16 protein-coding genes are annotated in these 17,423 nt (G+C 66.2%); 5 read left to right on the top strand and 11 right to left on the bottom strand.

Features of this window, described 5'->3' with window-relative positions; genetic code table 11:
- The first annotated feature begins 33 nt into the window (after positions 1–33).
- Positions 34–519 carry a tetratricopeptide repeat protein gene (locus FRC96_RS10990; protein ID WP_146974545.1) on the top strand — a complete coding sequence of 162 codons (486 nt, stop codon included), beginning with the start codon at positions 34–36 and terminating at the stop codon, positions 517–519.
- On the opposite strand, the gene ccoS is transcribed toward FRC96_RS10990, so the two are convergent.
- The 7 genes from ccoS to ccoN all read right to left on the bottom strand — a co-directional run bounded on the left by ccoS (position 516) and on the right by ccoN (position 8,205).
- Entirely contained in the window at positions 516–674 is a 159-nt protein-coding gene (ccoS, locus tag FRC96_RS10985) for a cbb3-type cytochrome oxidase assembly protein CcoS (RefSeq protein ID WP_146974544.1), read from the bottom strand. The two genes, FRC96_RS10990 and ccoS, sit on opposite strands and share 4 nt — an antisense overlap.
- Positions 671–3,259: a heavy metal translocating P-type ATPase gene (locus FRC96_RS10980; RefSeq protein WP_146974543.1), complete on the bottom strand. Its 2,589-nt coding sequence runs from the start codon at positions 3,257–3,259 to the stop codon at positions 671–673. The genes ccoS and FRC96_RS10980 overlap by 4 nt, the downstream gene beginning before the upstream one ends.
- The gene (locus FRC96_RS10975) at positions 3,256–3,729 is read right to left on the bottom strand and encodes a FixH family protein (protein WP_146974542.1); all 474 of its coding nucleotides are present in this window, start codon (positions 3,727–3,729) and stop codon (positions 3,256–3,258) included. The genes FRC96_RS10980 and FRC96_RS10975 overlap by 4 nt, the downstream gene beginning before the upstream one ends.
- A gap of 1 nt (position 3,730) precedes the next feature.
- Positions 3,731–5,164, bottom strand: a complete 1,434-nt coding sequence (ccoG, locus tag FRC96_RS10970) for a cytochrome c oxidase accessory protein CcoG (RefSeq protein ID WP_146974541.1) — start codon at positions 5,162–5,164, stop codon at positions 3,731–3,733.
- Between the two features lie 70 nt (positions 5,165–5,234).
- Complete coding sequence (locus FRC96_RS10965) at positions 5,235–5,771, bottom strand: cbb3-type cytochrome c oxidase N-terminal domain-containing protein (RefSeq protein ID WP_146974540.1); 537 nt, start codon at positions 5,769–5,771, stop codon at positions 5,235–5,237.
- Positions 5,768–5,953 (bottom strand): hypothetical protein, encoded by a 186-nt coding sequence (locus tag FRC96_RS10960; protein WP_146974539.1) that lies wholly within the window; start codon positions 5,951–5,953, stop codon positions 5,768–5,770. The genes FRC96_RS10965 and FRC96_RS10960 overlap by 4 nt, the downstream gene beginning before the upstream one ends.
- Complete coding sequence (gene ccoN, locus FRC96_RS10955; RefSeq protein ID WP_230470146.1) at positions 5,953–8,205, bottom strand: cytochrome-c oxidase, cbb3-type subunit I; 2,253 nt, start codon at positions 8,203–8,205, stop codon at positions 5,953–5,955. Before ccoN ends, FRC96_RS10960 begins: the two co-directional genes overlap by 1 nt.
- 395 nt (positions 8,206–8,600) lie before the next feature.
- Here ccoN and FRC96_RS10950 point away from each other — a divergent pair, with 395 nt between their 5' ends.
- The 3 genes from FRC96_RS10950 to FRC96_RS10940 all read left to right on the top strand — a co-directional run bounded on the left by FRC96_RS10950 (position 8,601) and on the right by FRC96_RS10940 (position 10,735).
- Positions 8,601–9,407 carry a sulfite exporter TauE/SafE family protein gene (locus FRC96_RS10950; RefSeq protein WP_230470145.1) on the top strand — a complete coding sequence of 269 codons (807 nt, stop codon included), beginning with the start codon at positions 8,601–8,603 and terminating at the stop codon, positions 9,405–9,407.
- A 122-nt stretch (positions 9,408–9,529) separates the two neighbouring features.
- Complete coding sequence (locus FRC96_RS10945; RefSeq protein WP_230470144.1) at positions 9,530–10,144, top strand: hypothetical protein; 615 nt, start codon at positions 9,530–9,532, stop codon at positions 10,142–10,144.
- Positions 10,145–10,159: 15 nt separating this feature from the next.
- Positions 10,160–10,735 (top strand): DNA-3-methyladenine glycosylase, encoded by a 576-nt coding sequence (locus FRC96_RS10940; RefSeq protein WP_146974536.1) that lies wholly within the window; start codon positions 10,160–10,162, stop codon positions 10,733–10,735.
- A gap of 29 nt (positions 10,736–10,764) precedes the next feature.
- On the opposite strand, the gene FRC96_RS22055 is transcribed toward FRC96_RS10940, so the two are convergent.
- From FRC96_RS22055 to FRC96_RS10925, 3 genes are all read right to left on the bottom strand, one after another.
- Positions 10,765–12,342: a hypothetical protein gene (locus FRC96_RS22055; protein ID WP_230470143.1), complete on the bottom strand. Its 1,578-nt coding sequence runs from the start codon at positions 12,340–12,342 to the stop codon at positions 10,765–10,767.
- Between the two features lie 90 nt (positions 12,343–12,432).
- Positions 12,433–13,725: a HEAT repeat domain-containing protein gene (locus FRC96_RS10930; protein WP_146974535.1), complete on the bottom strand. Its 1,293-nt coding sequence runs from the start codon at positions 13,723–13,725 to the stop codon at positions 12,433–12,435.
- An 87-nt stretch (positions 13,726–13,812) separates the two neighbouring features.
- A complete protein-coding gene (locus tag FRC96_RS10925; protein WP_230470142.1) occupies positions 13,813–14,577 on the bottom strand; it encodes an SDR family NAD(P)-dependent oxidoreductase in 765 nt (254 codons plus the stop codon).
- 260 nt (positions 14,578–14,837) lie between these two features.
- On the opposite strand from FRC96_RS10925, the gene FRC96_RS10920 reads away from it, so the two are divergent.
- Positions 14,838–16,802 carry a cation:proton antiporter domain-containing protein gene (locus FRC96_RS10920; RefSeq protein ID WP_146974533.1) on the top strand — a complete coding sequence of 655 codons (1,965 nt, stop codon included), beginning with the start codon at positions 14,838–14,840 and terminating at the stop codon, positions 16,800–16,802.
- Here FRC96_RS10920 and FRC96_RS22050 read toward each other — a convergent pair.
- On the bottom strand, positions 16,757–17,423 hold a 667-nt coding region (locus tag FRC96_RS22050; RefSeq protein ID WP_230470141.1), incomplete at its 5' end, for a hypothetical protein. The genes FRC96_RS10920 and FRC96_RS22050 overlap by 46 nt on opposite strands.

The following is a 17,423-nucleotide window of genomic DNA, read 5'->3' as shown; positions in this document are numbered from 1 at the left end:
TTTTTGCATGTGGATTCCAGAGGAGATTGCATCATGACTGAGCAACAGAACACGAGTGAAACGGCGCAGGCCTGGCAGGCGGCGCCCGATCTGGTGGCCGCGCAGACCCAGGAGTTGGCCAGGCGTTTTTATAAAAAGGGCGAGCTCGGGCGCGCCGAAGAGGTGCTCGGAAAGTTGATCAAGATGCGCCCGGCGATGGCCTGGGCGCACGCGCTATTGGGGGTGGTGTACCGGCGTCAGGGGCGGCTCTTGAAGGCGTTGGAGTCGTTGCAGCAGGCCGCTGAGATCGACAGCAGCGATCGCAACACGCTGGTGAACCTTGGCGAGTGCCTGGTGCTGGCGGGTAAGGTGCCGGAGGGCGTCGATGTGCTGCGGGCGGTCTTTGAGATGGGCTACGATCCAGAGAAGTCACCCGAGGAGCATGACACGCTCACGCGTCGGGCCGGTGCGCAGCTCGAGGTGATTCAGCGGGCGGCGCGCAAGATCGAGGCCGATCTTCGGGAGCAGCTGGAGGGTTAACGCCGGGGGGGCTCCGGCTCGTCGTCGAGCAGCGGTCGGAGCGCGGGGGTGTCGAGGTCATCGAGCTGGCCTCGACGCACCGCCCAGATAAACGCGGCCACCGAGCTCAGCGTGAGCACGAGCGCCAGGGGGATGAGCAGGTAGAGGATGTTCATGCGGCAGACTCCCGGGCACGAGGGGAGGGAGCGTGAGAGGATGGCGAGGGGTGTGATGCCGCGCTCGGCGCTGTGGTTTCGCTTTTGGGGGCGCGGGGTTCAAACGATCGTTGCGAGAGCGACGAGGCGACCACCGCCAGCGAGCTTATCGGCATGAGCAGCGCGGCTACAAGGGGGGAGACCAGCCCGAGGGCGGCCAGGCTCACGCCGAAGACGTTGTAGATCCCCGAGCCGATGAGGTTGCGGCGCACGGTGCGCATGATGGTGTTGGCGCCGTCGAGAAGATCATCGACGGGGGTCAGGCCCTGGCGCATCAGGAAGATGTCGGCGGCCTGGAGGCTGGCCTCCGACCCGCCGTAGACGGCCACGCCGACGTGGGCGGCCTGCAGCGCGGCGGCGTCGTTGACGCCGTCGCCGATCATCGCGACGGTGGCCTCGGGGCAGTCGTTGCGAAGCGCTTCGATGAGGGCGACTTTATCTTCGGGGCTTGCGCCGCCGCGGATGCGTGAGGGCTCGATTCCCAGCTCGTCGCCGACGCGGGCCACAAGCTCCGGGTGATCGCCGGAGATCAGATGCACCCGCACGCCACGTTGACCTAAGCGGGCCACAAGCTCGGCGGCGCCCGGGCGCAGGCGGTCGCCAAGCCCCAGGAGCAAGCGCGGCTCCTCATCGACCATCACCACCAGGGGGGTAAGTCCCCGGGCGGCGAACTCCGAGGTGCGGGCGCGCCAGCGATGATCCTCGGGAAGTTGCCAGTCGGGGCGGCCCACCGCCACGCGGTGCTCGCCGACCCGGCCTGTGATGCCGCGCCCGGTGTGTTCTTCGACCTCGCGGGTGGGAAGCGGCGCGAAGCCGGCCTGCGGCGGGGCGGCCGCCACCAGCGCGCGCGCCAGCGGGTGGCTGGAGTGCGACTCCAGCGCGCTGGCAAGGTGCAGCGCCTCCTCGTCGCCCTCGATGGCGGCGATGGTGGGCTGGCCGACGGTGAGCGTGCCGGTCTTGTCGAAGATCAGGTCGGTGAGGTGGTCGAGGGCCTCGATCACGTCGTCATTTTTGATGTGCACGCCGCGGCGCGCGGCGCGCCCGGCGCCCACGCTCATCGCGAGCGGCGTGGCCATGCCCAGCGCGCAGGGGCACGAGATCACCAGGAGCGCTACGGCGTTGGGGATGGCGCGGGAGGGCTCCACAAAGGCCCACACGATGGCGGTGAGCAGGGCGGCGCCCAGCACGGCGAGCACGAAGATGCCGCCCAGACGGTCAGCGAGCTGCACGATGGGGGCGCGCTGGCTTTTGTGATCTTCGATCCAGCGCAGGAGTTTGCCCACGCGGGTCTCTTCGGCGGTGGCGCGCACCTCGACGTGCAAGAGGGCGCCGAGGTTGGTCACCCCGGCCTCGATCACCTGTCCCGGGGCGATCTTCTCCGGTCGTGACTCGCCGGTGAGCAGCGCGCGCAGCACTTCGCTGCGGCCGAGGGTGACGACACCGTCGGCGGCCACGACATCGCCGGTGCGCACCTCGATGAGGTCGCCCGGACGCAGGGAGGTGGCGAGCACGGCTTCGGCGCGCTCTCGGAGCTGGGAGGTGGGCTCGTCGGCGCGGCGAAGCAAGCGCGCGCTGCGCGGGAGCAGCGCGTAGAGGCGCTCGGCGGCATCGGCGGCGCGCGCGTTACCCCGAAGTTGCAGATAACGCGCGCTGAGCAGAGCGGCGATGAGCACGGTGAGCGAGTCGAACCATACGTCGCCCTGACCCCAGACCGTGTTGTAGACCGAGTGAATCCAGCCCACGCCGATGCCCAGGGCGATGGGCACGTCGATGGAGAGGTGGGTGAGGCCGCTGCTCAACTTCTGTGCAAACGCTGCGCGCAATGACGCCCAGGCGCGGCGAAAAAAGATCGAGCCCCCGACGAACATCGCCACCACGCTCAAGCCTAAGCTCAGCCAGCGCATCGTGGTGTGCAGCCCGACATCCGAGAGGGCGCTGAGACCCGCGTATTCGGCGATGGCAAAGATCATCACGTTCATCGCCACCGCCCAGCTGATGCCCACCCGGGTGAGCAGGCGACCTAAGCCCTGGTTGCGGACCTCGCGCTGGTCGGCGCGAAGCGGGTGGGCGCGGTAGCCAAAACGCGCCAGCGCCTGGCCGACCTGCGAGAGGCGCACCTGCGCCGGGTCCCAGCGCAGCGAGAGCAGCCCGCGGGTCAGATCCAGGCGCGCGCTCAACACCCCGTCGATAAGCTCGGGGAGGCGCTCAATGAGCCAGACACACCCGGCGCAATGCACCCCTTCGAGGTGCAGTTTTGCGCTTAAGCTGCCGTCGTCGTGCGCGCGGGCGTGCTCGTTTAAGAAGGCCTCCGAGTCGAGCAGGGGCGCAAGCTCGGCGGCCGCCTCGGGGGCCTGCGCCGGCTGCGGATCGCTGCTCCAGGTGTCGCGAAGCTGATAAAAGCTATCGAGCCCGGACTCGTGCAAGGCCAGGTAGACGGAGTGGCAGCCCACGCAGCAGAAGCTCGGGGCATCTTCGGGCGCGCCCGCGGGGGGCGGCGGTGCCGGCAGCCCGCAGTGCGCGCAGGGGACCGACGAAGGTTGGGTCATGGGGACCTCTCCACCCGGTGGGTGCGCTCGTAGGTGGTCTCACCGCTCTGAAGATGCAGCGTCACATCCCAGACGCCCGGCGCAAGCGGGGCGTCCGCAAGAATGTAGTGGCCGGGCTGGCCGTCGGGGCGGGCGATAAGAGGCACGGTGGCGCGGGGCTCTACGTCGGAGGCCAACCGAAAGCTCGCGCTGCCGCTGAGCGTAAGAGGTTGGCCCTGGCGGTCGCGTACGGCGACTTCGGCGCGCTCGTCGTTGACGCTCAAGGCCACCGTCCATCCCAGCTCACGCGAGGCCTCGTCGGTGGCCACGGTCTCATCCCAGGCCACCGCTTTCTCATAGTAGTCGGGCACGATGCGCGGGCCGCCATCGGAGGCGGAGGCCACGATGATCGACATGCCTGAGCCCATGCAGATGCCCAGGATCGCGATGATAAAACCCGGCCAGAAGATGTGTGAGGGGATCGAGAGCATATCAGTCTCCAGGGGAGGTGGGTCCCAAAAGCGGGAAGCTCGAGGTGGCCCAGGGCTCGCCCTCGATGAGGATCTCAAAGGTGGCGGTGGCTGAGCCGCCGGGCAAGGATGCCGGCGGGGCGGTCGTCCAGACCTCCACGCGGGTCAGCTCGCCAGCCTCAAGCGCGATGGTCTGCGGGCCGACCACGCGCACGCTTGCGCCCTCGGGCTCGGTGACGCGCAGGGTGGCCTGGCGATCGTCGCCGGTGCGGTTGCGTAGACGAATGCGCAGGCGGTTGGCGATCTGGCCGTCGGCCGTTTCTGTGAAGGCCGGTCCGGGCATCCGCCCGATGTCAACCTCCAGGGGCTGGCGCTGGCCGATGAGCGCCACAAAGAGCGTGCTGAGCACCACCAGCGCTACGCCGTAGGCCATCAGGCGCGGGCGCAGCACACGGGTCGGCTTGTTCTCAATGGCGTTCTCGGAGGTGTAGCGGATCAGCCCGCGGGGCTTGTCGATGGCGTCCATGATCGCGTCGCAGGCGTCGACGCACTGGGTGCACGAGACGCACTCCATCTGCAGGCCGTCGCGGATGTCGATGCCGGTGGGGCAGGTGCGCACACACGCCCCGCAGTCGATGCAGTCGCCCAGGCGCGCCTGCGGATTCTCCAGATCGATGGGACCTTTCGACCTGAGCCGGCGCCCGCGGGGCTCGCCGCGCCCCGGGTCGTAGCTGACGATGAGCGAGTCGCGGTCCATCAGCACCGACTGAAAGCGCGCGTAGGGGCAGGCGATGGTGCACATCTGCTCGCGAAAGTACCCGAAGTCAAAGAGCACCAGGGCGGTGGTGATGGCCATCGTGGCGAAGTAGCCGGGGTGCTGGGCCGGGCTCAAGGTCATCCAGCGCAGGAGCTCGGGCCAGCTCACGAAGTAAGCCACAAAGGTGTGCGCCAGAAAGAGCGAGATCAGCGTGAAGACGGCCAGCTTGACCGCTTTGCGAGCGAACTTCTCCGGGGTCATGGGCCCGGCGTCGCGCCTTCGGCGCGCGCTTTCTTTGCCTTCGATGAGCCGCTCAATCGGGCGAAACACAAGCTCCAGATACACCGTCTGCGGACACCCCCACCCGCACCACACGCGCCCGAAGAGCGCCGTAAAGAAGAAGACGCTCAAAAGGATGATGAGCATAAAGAGCATCAGCAGCACCGTGTCGGTCGAGTGCAGCGTCAGCCCGAAGAAGGTGAACTCCCCGCCGGTGATATTGAGAAAGATCGCCGGTTTGTCGGCGATCTTGATCCAGGGCAGCACCACAAAAAACGCGATGAGCACAAAGCCCACCACGCGCCGGGCGTTGAGAAAGCGGCCCGGGCTCAAAGTGGGGTAGATCCAGCGGCGAGAGCCGTCCTTGTCCATGGTGGAGAGGACGGCGTCGGGGGATTCGAGAATGGGAGGGGTGCTCATCAAAGACCTCGTCGTCGACGAGAGGGGGAGGCCCGGCACGGGGAGCAATGCCGCGTGCCGGGCCCAGGGGTTATTGCAGCGAGGTGATGTAGGCGGTCAGCGCGGCGACGTCTTCCTGACGCAGCACCGGCCCCCAGGGGGGCATGCCGTTTTCGGGCACACCGTCGCGGATGGTGGCGTAGATCTCGGGCAGCGTGCCGCCGTGAATCCACTCCTCATCGGTGAGTACCGGGCCGACTCCGCCCTCGTGGTTGGCGCCGTGACAGGGGGCGCAGGTGCCGGCGTAGACCTCCGCGCCCCGGGCCAGCGCGTCGGCGTCGTCAAGCAGCGCGCTGAGCATCGCCTCGTCGACCGGCGGGGTGGCCGCCGCAAAGGCGTTGCGCGTGGTCTCGAGCTGGCGCGAAGCCTGGGCTAACTGGGCGTCGTAGCCATCGATGAAGTCCAGGCCCAGGGCGACCATGTAGAAGATCGACCAGACAATCGTCACGTAGAAGATCGCCAGCCACCAGCCGGGCATCGGGTTGTCGTACTCCTGGATGCCGTCGTAGTCGTGGTCCAGGAGCACATCCTGTTCAGCGGTAGAGCTCTGGGGGGTGATGTCACTCATGGCTTGGACTCCTGGCCGTTGAGGGTGCCGTCCTCCAGGGGGAGGTTTTGGGCGTGGTGGAGCTCTTCTTTGTGAGCGAAGAGGGCCCGCAGCACGATCAGCGCAAAGGCGATAAGAAAGAGGATGAGGCCGACCTCGGCAAAAGCTTCCAGGCCGGCGGCTTCCATGATCTCACGTCGCATCAGTTGGCTCCTTCGGCGTTGGAGATGTCGGTGCCCAGGCGCTGCAGGTAGGCGATGAGCGCGATGAGGTCGCGGTCGTGAAGACCGGCCGGCCCGCCCTGCTCATGCAATTCTTGCGCGATCTGGGAGGCCTGGGCGCGGGCGTCTTCCACAGCGCTCTCGGCCTGCTCGGGGGTATAGGGCACGCCTAAGAAGATCATGGTTTCGATCTTCTTCTGGGTCTGGGAGAGGTCGAGCTCATCGGTCTCCAGCCAGGGGTAGGCGGGCATGATCGAGCGGGTGTTGGTCGAGCGGGGGTCGATCATGTGGCGGTAGTGCCAGAAGTGGTTGTACTTGCCGCCCACTCGCGCAAGATCCGGCCCGGTGCGCTTGGAGCCCCAGAGGAAGGGGTGGTCGTAGACGCCCTCGCCAGGCTTGGAGTACTCGCCATAACGCTCGATCTCATCGACCATCGGGCGGACCTGCTGGGAGTGGCAGGTGTGGCAGCCCTCGGCGATGTAAATATCGCGCCCCTCAAGCTCCAGCGGGGTATAAGGCTCGACGGCGGCGATGGTCGGCACCGAGGAGCGGATGAGCAGCATCGGCACGATCTCGATGATCGAGCCCACCAGGATGGCCACCGTGGTCAGGATGGTGAAGACCAGCGGCCAGCCCTCAAGCAGGCGGTGCCAACCCCCCTTGAGTTTCTCCTGAATGCTGAAGAGCGCTTCGTCGATGTTGGCCTGCTCGCCGGCGGTCCGAGCTTTGACAGGAGTGCTTTTGGTCTTCGGCGCGGGGAGCGCGGCGGGCACAATCGCCTCGGGATCTTCGAGGGTTTTGGGCGCGGTGCGCGCGGTCATGATCAGGTTGTAGCCGCCCAGGCAGGTGGCGAAGAGGTAGATCGAGCCACCGATCAGTCGCACCCAGTACATGGGCACAATCGCGACGACCGTCTCCATGAAGTCCGGGTACATCAGGCGCCCGGTCTCATCGAAGGCGCGCCACATCAGCCCCTGGGTGATGCCGGCGCTGTACATCGCCACGATGTAAAGAAGGATGCCGACCGTCGCCAGCCAGAAGTGGGCGTTGGCCAGGCGGGTGGAGTGAAGTTTGGTCTGCCAGAGACGCGGGGCGAGCCAGTAGATCATCCCGAAGGTCATAAAGCCGTTCCAGCCGAGCGCGGCGGCGTGAACGTGGGCGATGGTCCAGTCGGTGTAGTGGCTCAGCGAGTTGACGAGCTTCACGCTCATCAGCGGGCCCTCAAAGGTGGCCATGCCGTAGAAGGTGATGCCGACCACAAAGAACTTCAGAACAGGGTCGGTGCGCACCTTGTCCCAGGCGCCGCGCAGGGTGAAAAGCCCGTTGATCATGCCGCCCCAGCTGGGCATCCAGAGCATGATCGAGAAGACCATCCCCAGGGTGGAGGCCCACTGGGGAAGCGAGGTGTAGTGGAGGTGGTGCGGACCGGCCCAGATGTAGATGAAGACCAGCGACCAGAAGTGCAGAATGGAGAGCTTGTACGAGTAGATCGGGCGGTTGGCCGCCTTGGGCAAGAAGTAATACATCAGGCCCAGGAAGGGGGTCGTGAGCACAAACGCCACCGCGTTGTGGCCGTACCACCACTGGATCATCGCGTCCTGCACGCCGGCAAAGATCGAGTAGCTCTTAAAGAGCCCCACCGGGATGGCCAGGTTGTTGACGATGTGAAGCACGGCCACCGTCACGATGGTGGCGATGTAGAACCAGATCGCCACGTAGAGGTGTTTTTCGCGGCGGTGTTTGAGCGTCATGAAGAAGTTGGCCGCAAAGATCACCCACACCACCGTGATGGCGAGCGCGATGGGCCACTCCAACTCGGCGTATTCTTTGGTCTGGGTAAAGCCCATTGGCAGCGTGATGGCGGCAGCCACAATGATGGCCTGCCAGCCCCAGAAATGGAGCTTGCTCATCAGGTCGCTGAACATGCGGGCTTTCACCAGCCGCTGGGTCGAATAATAGACCGCCGCGAAGATGGCGTTTCCGGCAAAGGCAAAGATCACCGCGTTGGTGTGCAGCGGGCGCAGCCTCCCGAAGGTGAAGTACTTGCCGAGCTCATTGGCCGGGAAGTAGGCCAGCTGCAGGGCTAAGATGACGCCGACGAGCATGCCGATGATGCCCCAGGCGACGGTGGCGATGACGAACATCCGAACGATGCGATCATCGTAGCGAATGCGCTCGGTGGCTGCCGGGGCAAGCACTTGAGCGGGTTGTTGGGGGGATGGCGCTCGAGTCACGGGACCTCCTGGGACTCAACATTTAGGGGGGAAAGGCATCTCGTCGTTGCCACGGCATCAGAACCGGACGCGTGAACGGCCCGGCGGCTACGTGCGCATGGCTTATCAAGTTACGTGCCAGCGGCGCGATGTGGCGAAAAGACGCGGCGAAAAAGGTGCGTGGGGTACCTTGAGAGTTTTACATGGACCTCAGGGCGTGCAAAAAGTGCGTGTGGCTCAGCTTATGCGCAGAAAATGCGCAAAGCAAAGATGGAGCCGTAGGGATTCGTAACGCCGTGAGAGTGGTTAGGTCTGGCGCGCGGGGCGCCGGGCGAGTGTGGCGCGCCGCTTGCAGTATGATCGAGCGATGGACCGGAGTACGGGCTTCGGATGAGACTCGCGCGCAGGGAGTGAGGATGAGCGACGTGGTAGAGGTCGGGGCGTGGGCGCAGGTGGCACCCTTTTATGCGCAGGTGCTGGGCGTGGGGGTGATCTGGGTGAGCCTGCATTGCGCCGGGATGTGCGGGCCGATCATGGCGAGCCTCACGGCGACCACCGGGGCATGGCGCGAGCCGACGCCGACCCGGCGCGTGATCAAGGCCTCGGCCGGCGTGCTCAGCTATCAGGGGGGGCGAGCGTTGACCTATGCGGCGATGGGGGCCGGGGCGGGCGCGCTTGGGGCGATGGCCCAGGGCTGGGTGCGGGGAATGACGCAGAGCGCCGGGTTGGTGGTGGCGGCGGTGCTGGTGGCCGCCGGGCTCTGGAAAATGTTGCCAGCGCGCTATCGGAGCGCGGGGGTGGGCGGCCGCCTGGGCGCAAAGGTTGCGGCCTTGAGCGGCGGGCTTTTGCAGCGAGCGATGCGCCTGGCCCCGAAGAACCCCTGGCTGAAGATGGGGGTGATGGGGCTGATGATGGGGCTTTTGCCCTGCATGCTCATGTTCTGGGTGTTGAGCATCGCCGCGGCCACCGCCAGCCCCTGGCATGGCGCCGGGGTGATGGTGTTGCTGGTGGCGATGACGACGCCGGTGCTGATGGCCGCGGCCAGCGGATCGAGCCTCTTAGGGGGGCGGCTGCGCGCGGCCTCGACCTGGCTGGTGGCCGCCGGCCTGATCCTCTCCGGGGTGTGGATGGGGCTGATTGGCGCGGCGGCCAACGGTTGGATCGATCATATCTACCTGGCCTTCGATCTCTTTGGTGAGGCCTGGACGATGATGCTCTGGTGAGATGCCCGGGGGGATGCAACGATTGCGCGTGTGCCGGAGGGCTTTGTCCTGTGCGGGGCTGGCGCGTAGGTTAGACCGGTGAGTGAGACTGGACTGAGGCGATGGTGAGTGAGGGAGAGCGCATGAAAGATCTCGAAGATGAGTTGATGGCCGAGCCGATGTCCCGGCTGGAGAGCCTGGAGGAGGTGCTGGAACATCTCTGGGCCTACGCCGAGCGGGGGGCGCACCGGCGAGATAACGCGATGGCGACGCCGATCTTTGTGACCACCCGCCAGGATGGGGCGCCGGGGGCGCGCACGGTGATCTTGAGGGATGTGGAGCCGGGGCGCGCGCTGCTCTGCCACACCGACCGCCGCTCCGGCAAAGTGCAGGATCTGCAGGCCGAGCCGCGTACCGTCTGGGTCTGTTACGATCGGCAGATTCACCAGCAGTTTCAGTTCATTGGCCGCACCACCATCCACACCGACGACGCGCTGGCCGACCGGATGTGGGCCGAAGAGTCGCCCGACGAGCTGGTCTTCTATTACAAGAAGCCCCGACCCTCCGAACACGCTGAGACGCCGAGCTCCGCCCAGGACTTTGAGGAGGTCAGTGAGGCCGAGGCGCGCGCCAACTTTGCGGTGGTGCGCACCGAGATCGACGCCATCCTCTGGCAGCACGTACATCCGGAGGGGGAGTATCGCGCCGGGTTTAAGCGCCAGGGCGATCAGTTTGTTGGCGAGTGGCTGGTGCCCTGAGCTGAGGCAGACACGTTGCGTGTTCAAGACGAGGCGGTGGGGCGCGCGTTTTTTGCGCGCGAGATTCACCAGGTGGCGCGCGATCTTCTGGGCCGTGAGCTCTGGGTCGGGGAGCGGGGCGCGCGCATCGTGGAGGTGGAGGTTTACGAGGGGGCCAACGACACGGCCAGCCACGCGCGAAGCGGTGTGCCGAGCGTGCGCACCTGGCCGATGTTTGCTGAGCCGGGGCGCATCTACGTCTACCGAATCTACGGGATGCACCGCTGCGTGAACCTGCGCGCGCCGAGTCGGGTGGGGCCGGGCGCGATTTTGGTGCGGGCGGCCGAGCCCCTCTCGGGCTTTGAGGCGCGGGTCTGGAAGAAGCGACGGCTCAGCGGGCCGGCGCTTTTGTGCAAAGAGATGGGGATCGACGAGCGCTTCAGCGGGGCCTGGGTGGGTCAGGGGATCGTCGTGCGTAAGGGGGGGCCGGTGGCCGAGGCAGAGGTGGGGCGTCGGGAGCGGGTCGGGCTCAACGCGGCGCGCTGCGGGGATGCAGCCCGCTGGCCCTGGCGTTATGTGATCGAGGGCTCGCCCTGGCTCTCCCGCCCCTGACGCCGGCGCGTCGAGGTCCTGGCGAGGGCTTAGAAGATCGCGACGAGCAAGGCGATGATGACGATCACCAGCGCCACAGCGATCAGCGCTCCGGCGCCGCCCGGGAGCCGATCCAGCGGAGAGGGGGAGGGAGGCGGCGGCGATAGATTAAAGCTGTGCGTGATGCGGTAGCCGCTCTTTTTGGGGGCGGGGCGAGGAAGTCGGCGGTCGCGCTGAGACTCCGAGAGGGTGGAGCGCACGATGCCCGCGTCGAGGAGCTCCCGGGAGGGCTCGATCGCGATGGGCAACTCCATCGCGTAGCCCGAGGAGACGAAGTCGAGGTTCTGGCGACGTCTGGGCTTCTCGACGGCGACCTCTTCGAGCTCATCTTCGTCGTCGGCGCGCTCGCGGGCGGCGGAGGCGACGCCTTCCAGCTCGTCGATGGCCTGGTCGAGGGCGTCTTCATCGAGCTCGAGATCGGGGCCGATGGCCTGAGCGACGATGAGGTTTTCGTCGGGGTCGGGCTCGTCTTCGGAATCGGAGTCTTCGTCGAGGTCGTGGTCGTCTTCGGAATCGGAGTCTTCGTCGAGGTCGTGGTCGTCTTCGGACTCGGAGTCTTCGTCGAGGTCGTGGTCGTCTTCGGACTCGGAGTCTTCGTCGAGGTCGTGGTCGTCGTCGGACTCCGAGTCTTCGTCGAGGTCGTGGTCGTCGTCGGACTCCGAGTCTTCGTCGAGGTCGTCGTCCTCGTCCTCCGGGGGGGAGTTCAGGGAGATGTTCCAGCGGGCGCGCGTTTCGGAGGTTTCGTCGAGGGAGGTGTCTTCGTTTTCGTCGTCAGAGAGGGGAGGAAGTTCGCGCAGGGCGGTGACTTCGTCGGGGCCGGCGATCTCGGGATCGTCGGGGGCGTCACCCTCGAGAGCGGCCAGGTCGTCGATGCGGGGGGCGTCTTCCAGCTCGGGTTTAGAGAGCTCGGCGGTGGCGAAGAGGTCTTCGGGGAGGTCGTGGCGGCCCAGGCGACGCAGGGGGATGTCGGCGGTCTCGTCCTGCGAGGCGTCTTCGGCGGGCGCGTCTTCGGGGGCGCTCTCGGAGCTCGCGTCTTTCGCGCCGGCGATGGCGTTGTCGGAAGGAGCGTCGTCGGCAGTGGCGGCGTCATCATCGGCCGAGAGCAGCTCCAGGGTGCGCTCGGTCATCATGGTGATCTCGCCGGAGTCGCGCACCGGGTCGACCACGCCCTCGGGGGGCTCGGGAGGGGCGGGGAAGTCGTCGGGGTCGGGCGTGGGAGGGGGGGCGGGCTTGCGTGCGCTGCGGGCGGGGCGCAGCACGCCGAGCGCCGGGGTGGGCATCGTGTCGCGATTGGGGCGGTTGATGGCCGGCGGCGGCGAGGGCTCCTCGGATGAGGGCTCGGTGCTCTGGCGGGCGGTGACGACGGTGTCCGGGGTGTTCTGATGCGCCTCCTCCAGGGTGGAGAAGATCGGCGCGAAGCCGGGGTGATCGCCGATGGGCGCCCAGCTCTCCGAGCTCGGATCGAGCAAAAGATCAGCCGGACGGATCACCCAGTTTCGGATGAGCTTCTCGACCTTCTCCCGGGAGTCACATGTGTAGTGACGGATGTCAGTCTTGATGCGGAACATTCAAGCGTCGGCGGAGGGTCCGGTGAGTATCGTCGCAAAAAGTTCAGTGGAGCGGAGCTTAGTGCGGGCGGGCGCTAAACTCAACCGGCATCAACGCTGAACGCGGCGCATCTGACGTAAGATTTCATCGGCGACGTCGCGGGTTCGCACGTCTTCTTCGGGGTCGTTGACCAGGCGCACCATCCAGTCTTCGTGCGCGAAGGGGTCGGTGTTGCCCACGACCTTAAGCCACTTCAGTCGCACCGACTCGCCCCAGACCACGTGGTGGATGTTCTCGTCGGGCTCCTCAAAGGTCAGCGGCTCGCAGTAGTGCTCGGGGTCGACGCGCTGGAAGTGGCGGCGGGCCGAGATGGTGTCGTCTTTGGTAGAGACCATCTTAAAGGCCTCCAGCGCCGCGCAGCGGCGGGGGCCGTGGGGCAGGGTGTCGACGCGCGCCTTGACCTCTTCGCGGGCATCGGACGATCCGATGCGGGCGAGCGCCCAGTAGGCGTAGGCGGCGACGGTCTCATCGGGGTCGTCGATCTGCTTGAGCAGCGCGGGCACGGCGTAGGCGTCGGCCAGGGCGGCCAGGCCGCGGAAGGCGCCCAGGCGAACCTCGGTGGGTTGGTCGGCGGTGATGAGCGCCTCCAGGGCGAGGCGGTGCTCTTCGGCCGGGGGGAGCTTGCCCAGGGCGTGGGCGGCTCGGGCGCGGGTCTGGGGGTCGGGGTCGTCGGTGGCCAGGGTGACGAGTGTGTCGTCGGCGCGGCGTACCAGCAGGGCGCCGGCGGTCCAGGCCGCGCGCCGACGCACGCGGGCATCGGGATCGTTCAGCCCCTCAATGACCATTTCCTGGAGGGCGGGGCGCTCCCAGATCTGGTTATTCAGTGGATCGGCCAGCATCGTCAGGGAGGCCAGGCGCTCCTCGGGATCCTCGGAGCGCATGCGCACCTGGAAAAATGCCTCATTATGGTAGGCGTCAAAAAAACCGCCGATGACCTGGTTGATGGCAAAGCCGTTGACGAGCAGCGCGATGGCGATGATGGCGATGAACTCTGCGTTATGGTCCTGAACGGCCAATAGGTCATCATCCGGCGTGCTCTTTGAGGCAGGTTGCTCTCCCAGCAGCACGCGCTGGCGCCACCCTGGCGAGAAGAAAAACTCGCCGACGAGCGCGGCCTGCAGAAAGGCGGTGATGAGCAGCAAAAAGAGGTTGGCGGTGATCAGCACCAGGTTGAGCATCACCGAGGCGCTGGTGTTGAGGATGTAGTCCGCGCTGAAGAAGGCGCAGGCCGTCGCCAGCGCAATGAACACAAGGGAGGTGACGACGAGGCGGGCGCGGGTTCGCGCCGGCCAGCGCATCAGTCCCCACTCGGAGACGTCCGTGACGAGTTTGGGGCGTTTCACAGGCGACCTGTCGCAGCGGGAGAACACGGCTCAACGTGCGGGTGAAGTCGAGCCGGTGAGGAGAACGGAGAAGGCACGCGGCGCATTTCAACCGTAGATATGCTCGGTGGCGCGGATGGCCAGCTGACGCGGCAAGAAGCGGGTGAGCAGGATGAACGCTTTGATGCTCAAGCCGTAGACGGAGTTGAGGTGATGCCGCTCCGCGTCTTTGATGGCGCGGGTCACCACCTGCTCGGGATCGGCCATCAGGCCATCGGGGCCGGATTTGGCGCCGCCGTGGCTTGCGGCGACGTCAAAAAACTCCGTCTGCACCGGTCCGGGGCAGACCGCGGTCACGCCTATGCCGCGCGGCTTGAGCTCGCGAGAGAGGGCGTTGGAGAAGTTGACCACAAAGGCTTTGGAGGCCGCATAAACGGCGAAGTGGGTGATCGGCAAAAAGCCCGCCGAGGAGGCTACCTGCACGATGTGCGAGCCTTTCTGGCAGAAGGGCAGCGCGCGCTGGGTGATCTCGGTGAGCGCGCGGATGTTCAGGTCAATCATTTGCAGGTTGGTCGAGACGGGCACCTGGTCGAAGCGTCCGATCTTGCCAAAGCCGGCGTTGTTGATGAGCCAGGTGATGGAGGGCGCCTCGGCTTCGAGCGTGGCGAAGAAGGCGTTGAGGGCCTCTTCGTCGCAGAGATCCACCGCGAAGACGCGCCCGCGGGCGTGTTTAAGCTCGCCGGCCAGCGCTTCGAGGCGCTCTTTGCGGCGGGCCACAAGCCAGATCTCGTCGATGTCGGCGCGGCCGTCGAGCTGCAGGGCGAAGTGACGGCCCATGCCGGCGGAGGCTCCGGTGATGATGGCGATGTTCATGGTGATTCCTTGCGAAAAAAACGGGGGCATCCCTGCGGGTCGCGGGAGTGTAATGGCGAGCTCGTGGGTTGTCGATTCGCATGCGCGCCGGACTTTCGAGTGTCGCGGGTGGCGAAAATGCGCGTGAATGCGGTACAAAACCCGCGTTGAGTGATGAAAACAGACGGCTGGCCGACCGATGAAAGGTGGCCGAGCGGTGCGTCTTTGAGGTGTTTTTGGAATTTGGACCCAGCGTAACGTTTCCTTTTACGAACCCGGTGTTGATCTTTGCGACCCTGATGGCGCTGATATTTCTGGCGCCACAGATCGTCACGCGTTTGAAGATCCCGGGGATGGTCGGCTTGATCCTGGGTGGCGCGCTGGCCGGGCCCTCGGCGTTAAACCTGCTGGAGCGCGATGCGACGATCGTGCTTCTGGGCACGGTAGGCCTGCTCTATCTGATGTTTCAGGCGGGGCTCTCGCTGGACCTGGGGCGCTTTAATACGCTCAAGGGTCGCAGTGTGGTCTTCGGGCTCTTCTCCTTCTTTATCCCGCAGTTGCTTACGCTGTGGATGGCGCGCAATGTGCTGGGGTATTCGCTGGAGGCCTCGCTTTTGCTGGGGTCGATCATCGGCTCGCACACGCTGATCGCCTACCCGATCGTGGCGCGGCTGGGGCTGATGAAGAACACCGCAGTGACGATGACTTTGGGGGGCACGCTTGTCACCGATACGCTCTCGCTGGCGATTCTGGCGATCGTGATGGCGTCGTTGAGCGGAGATGTGGCCGCGATCGACTGGGCGCTCTTTGGCGGGGCGGTGGCGGCGTACGCAGCGGCGGCGATTCTCGGCCTGCCTCGTCTGGGGTATGCATTCTTTCGCACGGTGCGCAACAGCCCGGAGATGGAGTTCGGGTTTTTGATGACGGTGCTCTTTGTGACCGCCTGGCTGGCCGAGGCGGTGGGGCTGGCGCCGATCATCGGGGCCTTTATCGGGGGGCTCGCGCTCAACCGGCTGGTGCCGGAGCAGAGCACGCTGATGGCGCGCATTCGCTTTAATGGCGAGGCGCTCTTTGTGCCCTTCTTTTTGATCTCGGTGGGTCTTTTGATCGACTTCCAGGTGCTCTTCAGCAGCCTGGATCTCTGGAAGTTGGCCGCGGTGCTGGTGGGGCTTGTGAGCATCGGCAAGCTGGTCGCGACGCTGATCGTGCGCCAGATCTTCGGCTACACCTGGGCGGAAGGCTGGACGATCTACGGGTTGAGCGTGCCTCAGGCCGCGGCCACCCTGGCGGTGACTCTGATCGGTTTTGAGGCCGGGATCTTTGACGGGACGCTGGTCAACGCGGTGGTCGTCATGATCCTCGCGACCTGCATCCTGGGGCCGGCGTTGGTGGAGAAGTACGGCCTGGAGATGGCGCATCGCGCCGAGGCCGAGCCGGTGGAGCAGCACCGGGTGCGCGAGCGACTGCTGGTGCCGGTGGCCAACCCGAAGACCTCCGATGAGCTTTTTGATCTGGCGCTCTACATGCGCGATCCAAAATGCCGCGAGCCGGTCTACCCGCTGATGGTGGTCACCGACGGTCAGGACGCCGAGGAGCGCCTGCAGGCCAAACGCCAGATGCTCGATCATTTTGTGGATAAAGGCGCCGAGGCTCAGGTGCAGGTGCGCCCGCTGACGCGCATCGCGATGAACGTGGCCAACGGGATCGCGCGCGTGGCGCGCGAGGAGCGCATCTCAATGGTGCTGATTGGTTGGAGCGGGCATGTTTCCACCCGCGAGCGCATCTTCGGGACCGTGCTCGATCAACTTCTGGAGGAGACCCGTCAGCTGCTCTTTGTGAACCGCATCAATGAGCCGCTGGCCACCACCGAGCGGGTGGTGCTGGCGGTGCCGCCCTTTGCGGAGCGCTCGCCCGGCTTCTTTGAGGCGGTGCATTCAGTCAAAACGCTGGCCTCGCGCCTGGACGCCGAACTTGTGGTCGTGTGTGAGGCGCGCCACCTGGAGCATGATCGCGAATACGTCGATTCTCTGGAGCCGGATATGGAGGCGAAGTACGTGCCGGTGGAGGCGTGGTCAACGCTCTCGCAGAAGCTCGACGAGGTGGTGGATCGCGGCTCGATGATCTTTGCCTTGAGCGCTCGCCCGCGCTCGGCCCCGTGGATCCCCGAGCTTGACCGGCTGCCGCGGGTGCTCAGTGAGCGTTACCCGGACAACTCGCTCTCGGTGGTCTTCCTCTCGGAGTATTGAGGCTGCGAGGAACCCTCGGAGGGCCGGGCGCTCATCTGGCGCAGGCGCTCGGTGAGGATCGCGACGAGGGGATCGCCCTCATCGGTGGTGGCCAGGAGCGTGAGCAGCGCGTCGAGGCTGGCGTCGAGCTTCAGGGAGAGGCGCAGGGTAGCGCTGGCCTCATCGAGCTGAACCTCTAGCCCCGGGAGGGCGTTGTGAGCGTCGGCGCTTAAGAGCTCATCGAGCGAGGCGCTGAGCAGGAGGGTGCGCAAGAGCGCGCGATGATGCGGGGCGCGCCCCGGGGTGGAGAGCCAGTCGGCCAGCGGGCGAAGATCGACGCGGGCCCCCTCGCGGTGCAAAAGACCGCGATCGCGCACCAGGGCCAGAGAGAGCGCCAGCAGGCGCAGCGCCTCCTCCAACTCCAGGGTCTGAAAGATGCTGTGACCGACCAGGTGAAGATCGCGGGCCATGTTGGCCAGGGCGTCGGCCGAGGCGTCGGCGATGTCCAGCGCCTTTCGGGCCTGCTCCACGCTGGGGTCGTCGAGGCGAGGGTTGGCGCCCAGGGGGCCGGGGGCCTCACCGTGAACCCAGGCGCCGGCCAGCCTGGCGAGGCGGTCGGCCAGGGCGGCGCGCGGGCCTTCG

It is taken from the genome of Lujinxingia vulgaris (assembly GCF_007997005.1).
Classification (GTDB): Bacteria; Myxococcota_A; Bradymonadia; order Bradymonadales; family Bradymonadaceae; genus Lujinxingia.
The sequence above is the reverse complement of the archived record's forward strand: the minus strand, read 5'-3'. Positions and strand labels throughout refer to the sequence as shown.

Bases quoted from the DNA above. Each gene is read 5' to 3' on its own strand.
- ccoS (WP_146974544.1), bottom strand. From the start codon at position 674: ATGAACATCCTCTACCTGCTCATCCCCCTGGCGCTCGTGCTCACGCTG.
- FRC96_RS10965 (WP_146974540.1), bottom strand. From the start codon at position 5,771: ATGAGTGACATCACCCCCCAGAGCTCTACCGCTGAACAGGATGTGCTC.
- FRC96_RS10975 (WP_146974542.1), bottom strand. From the start codon at position 3,729: ATGCTCTCGATCCCCTCACACATCTTCTGGCCGGGTTTTATCATCGCG.
- ccoG (WP_146974541.1), bottom strand. From the start codon at position 5,164: ATGAGCACCCCTCCCATTCTCGAATCCCCCGACGCCGTCCTCTCCACC.
- FRC96_RS10960 (WP_146974539.1), bottom strand. From the start codon at position 5,953: ATGCGACGTGAGATCATGGAAGCCGCCGGCCTGGAAGCTTTTGCCGAG.
- FRC96_RS10950 (WP_230470145.1), top strand. From the start codon at position 8,601: ATGAGCGACGTGGTAGAGGTCGGGGCGTGGGCGCAGGTGGCACCCTTT.
- FRC96_RS22055 (WP_230470143.1), bottom strand. From the start codon at position 12,342: ATGTTCCGCATCAAGACTGACATCCGTCACTACACATGTGACTCCCGG.
- FRC96_RS10980 (WP_146974543.1), bottom strand. From the start codon at position 3,259: ATGACCCAACCTTCGTCGGTCCCCTGCGCGCACTGCGGGCTGCCGGCA.
- FRC96_RS10925 (WP_230470142.1), bottom strand. From the start codon at position 14,577: ATGAACATCGCCATCATCACCGGAGCCTCCGCCGGCATGGGCCGTCAC.
- FRC96_RS10945 (WP_230470144.1), top strand. From the start codon at position 9,530: ATGAAAGATCTCGAAGATGAGTTGATGGCCGAGCCGATGTCCCGGCTG.
- FRC96_RS10990 (WP_146974545.1), top strand. From the start codon at position 34: ATGACTGAGCAACAGAACACGAGTGAAACGGCGCAGGCCTGGCAGGCG.